This window comes from Kitasatospora sp. NPDC091257 (assembly GCF_044757675.1).
GTDB classification, from domain to species: domain Bacteria; phylum Actinomycetota; class Actinomycetes; order Streptomycetales; family Streptomycetaceae; genus Kitasatospora; species Kitasatospora lactacystinica.
Window position 1 is genome coordinate 1 of the sequence record NZ_JBIVVI010001312.1, and the last position, 2383, is coordinate 2383.

At 70.2% G+C, this 2383-nt stretch carries 1 protein-coding gene; it reads right to left on the reverse strand.

Annotated elements, in window-relative coordinates; all coding sequences use genetic code 11:
- Window positions 1-108: 108 nt before the first annotated feature.
- Entirely contained in the window at window positions 109-1836 is a 1728-nt protein-coding gene (locus ACIQOV_RS37690; protein ID WP_401055290.1) for an LCP family protein, read from the reverse strand.
- Between the last annotated feature and the right edge of the window lie 547 nt (window positions 1837-2383).

A 2383-nucleotide genomic window follows, 5' to 3' on the forward strand; every position in this document is an offset into this window, starting at 1 on the left:
GGTGGCGAGCTGCAGGCCGAAGGCCTCGACGGTGCGGATGGCGCGGGCGAGGCGGCCGTCGGCGATGAGCTCGCCGCGGTGGGACCCCGTGGTATCCGGTGGGTGCGGTCAGCCGCCGCTGCCGTAGCTGGTGTTCGCGCAGATGTCGTCGTCCGCGGAACGGGCGTCGTTGGTGATGGTGGTCGGCAGCGGCTGCGGGGGCGCCGGGACGCCCGGGGTGGCGGCCGTCGCGCCGCCGCCGGCCGGGGCACCGGTGGCCATCCCCATCGCGGCGGCGAAGTCCTGGCCGGCGATCACCGAGATGCCCCGGGCGCTGCTGGGCTCCAGGCCGGCGCCCGGGAACAGCGCGGCGACCTTCTCGGCGTTCGCCTTCTGCCCGGATCCGTACTCGATCGTGGTGGTCCTGTACTTGGTGCTCGCCGCCTGGCCCGCCGTGCTGGCGGCGAACTTGGCGCCCTTCAACTGCTCGGTCGCCTTGCCGGCCAGGCCGTTGACGCTCGTTCCGTTGTAGACCGCCACCCTGATCGCCGAGTTGGCGGTGTCCGCGGCCGGGGCGGCCGGGGTGGTGGGCGGTGCGGGCTGCTGCGGGGCCGGGCTGGTGCCGTCGGCCGGGGCGTCCGGCTGCTGGCCGGTGGCGTTCTGGCCGTCGATGGTCTGGTCGGCCTTGAGGGTCTCCCAGAGCTTGTTGGCGTCCGCCTGGACCAGGTCGAGGTCCTGGTCCTGGGTGCGGTAACGCCACGGAACCGTCACGAACTTGAGGTCGTGCATGTCGATGTTCTTCAGCGACAGGCCGAAGGAGAGCAGCTTGTCGGCGGAGTCCAGGCCGGGGTCGACGACCAGGGACTTGGTCGCGGCGTCGGCCAGCGGCAGAAGGGTGGTGGGGTTCATCCCGTCCTTCTTGATCTTGCTGGCGAGCGATCCGAGGAACGCCTGCTGGCGCTTCATCCGGCCGATGTCCGAGCCGTCGCCGATGCCGTGCCGCAGCCGGACGTAGTCGAGCGCCTTCTGGCCCTCCACGGTCTGCTTGCCCTGCGGAAGGACGAGGTCGCCCTTCTTCTTCAGCTTGGGGTTGATGTCACCCTCGTAGATCGGCTTCGGCAGACAGATGTCCACGCCGTTGACGGCCGAGGTCATCGAGGCGAAGCCGTTGAAGTCGACCACGAGGGTGTGGTCGACGCGGATGCCGGTGAGCTTCTCCACCGTGTTCTGGGTGCAGGCCGGGTTGCCGTCGTCGCTGCCGCCCATCGAGAACGCGGCGTTGAACAGGTCGGTGTTGCCGCCCTTGGTCCACTTGCCGTTGGGCAGCTTGCAGGACGGCAGCTCGACCTTGGCGTTGCGCGGTATCGAGATCCCCACGGCGTGCTTGTGATCGGCGTAGACGTGCAACAGGATCGTGGTGTCCGAACGGGCGCCGCCGTCCTCGCCGCCGCCGAGGTCCGCGTTGTTCTTGCCGCGGCTGTCCGAACCGATCAGCAGGATGTTGACCGGCTTGTTGCCGTCCGCGTCGGCCTTCGCCTCCGGGGGACGGTTGCGGGCTATCGCGTCGCCGTCGAAGGACTTGATGTTGGCGTTCAGCTTGAGGTAGATCGCGCCGCCGACGCCGGCGATGACCACCAGCACGCCCGCCGTCGACCAGGCGACGATCTTCTTCACGTTCTTCTTGGGCTTGGCACTCTTGCGGGCGGCGGCCCGGCCACCACCCGCCGACGCGGCCTCCGCTTTCCCGCCGCCGCCACCGCCGCGTCCGCCCTTGCCCTGGGCGGCGCGACGGGCCTCCGCCCGGCCGCCGGCACGCGGGGAGGGCACGGATCCCGCGGCGTCTTCCGTCGCGGGCACGCCTTCTCCCCGAGCCGGGCTCTCGCCCCTCCGACCTGACATGCGCGTACCTTTCACCGACGGAAGCGACGCCCCTGACGATCCGGCGCACCGCACACAGAGAGACGGTCCGGACCGTTCCCAGGTTGCACATACGACCGTCACCACTAACCGACGATCGTGGCTTCCGATCATATTTAGGCCCGACACGATCACCGACCTCCGGCCCGGAGCAATCCCACCAATCAACGGGCAACATCCAGACAGAACAGCCGAAATCGCCCGGCTCCAGCGTGACTCACGCCACTGCGCGACGTCCCGTCCCCCGGCCGCTCCGGAGCTCGCCGCACTCCCCCGCGGCCCGCGCCGCGTGGAGATCCGCGACGGGCCGCACCCGGGTGTCATGAGCGCAACGAACTGTTACAGTGCCGAATGTTTCGTGATTTCCGAACCGGCCGCCCGAGACACCGCGCTGTGGAGACGTCACCGTCGGCCCGCCCGAGTGCCGGCACGGCGAGCAGCAGCAGCGGCGTGGTCAGCTCGCCGAGCGTCGCCCCGCGCTGGAAGG